The organism is Elstera litoralis (assembly GCF_000963705.1).
Taxonomy (GTDB): Bacteria; Pseudomonadota; Alphaproteobacteria; order Elsterales; family Elsteraceae; genus Elstera; species Elstera litoralis.
This window is the reverse complement of record NZ_LAJY01000939.1, coordinates 1-825: the sequence shown is the minus strand read 5'-3', so window position 1 is coordinate 825 and position 825 is coordinate 1. Positions and strand designations below refer to the sequence as shown.

At 37.7% G+C, this 825-nt stretch carries 1 protein-coding gene; it reads right to left on the bottom strand.

What is annotated here, in order from left to right; genetic code table 11:
- Positions 1-414: 414 nt before the first annotated feature.
- Positions 415-825: DUF2971 domain-containing protein (locus VZ95_RS27720; protein WP_232302792.1), on the bottom strand; the 411-nt coding region annotated here is incomplete at its 5' end.

Here is an 825-nt window from a genome sequence, read left to right as displayed (position 1 = left end):
TGTCGGTCTTCGAAAACATCGTTTCGCCCTTAAGGGTGGCGGGGCTCGATAAGGCCGAGATCGAAAAACGGGGGCGGGCGGCGGAGACGATAACGATAGGATCGGTCATGGTTCCCTCAAGAAACGGTTTAGTAGGATCCAACATAGTTAATAGAAGACCGGCACACATCGATATTTGAAGAAGAGTGAGCAGAAAGGAAATTCTTTATAGAGTAAACAGTTCTCTGGGGAGATTTTGGACCACACACAACAGATTTTATTGAATTTAGGTCAAATCCACAACGCATGAATGGTATTATCATGTTTTTTCCCGTCCTATACTCTATCTTCATAGAGTCTTCATTTTGATCCAGCAAAAATCTAACCTCATTTTCCGCTTTATAAGAGTCATTTTTTAATATTAATGAACAATCCTCAATTTGAAAAACCAAACGCTGATAAATATCTCTCCTTTGCATATTCCCTCTCTCTACTTTGAATATATTTATAATCCCTTGAGCAATCTCCATCGCAAACTCTCTGAACTGATCCGTTCGCAAATAATGGCACGCGAAAAAAATTTATATATGTTCCCCACTCGGGAGCATTAAAACATTTAAGGACGGATTTTTTGAATGCAGAGAAATCAAATTCCAAACGGAATCCGGTTGCATCATTAGCATACGTACGCCATCTATCAATATGATTGTCTTCATGATATTTTGAGAACGAGATCAAAAATTTATTTAGTTTTTTATCGCCAAAACAATCTCTTGCCTGTCTTATAGATATCATCGTCACGTATATATCGAAAAGAAATTCATTTTCATCTATATCAATAGACAG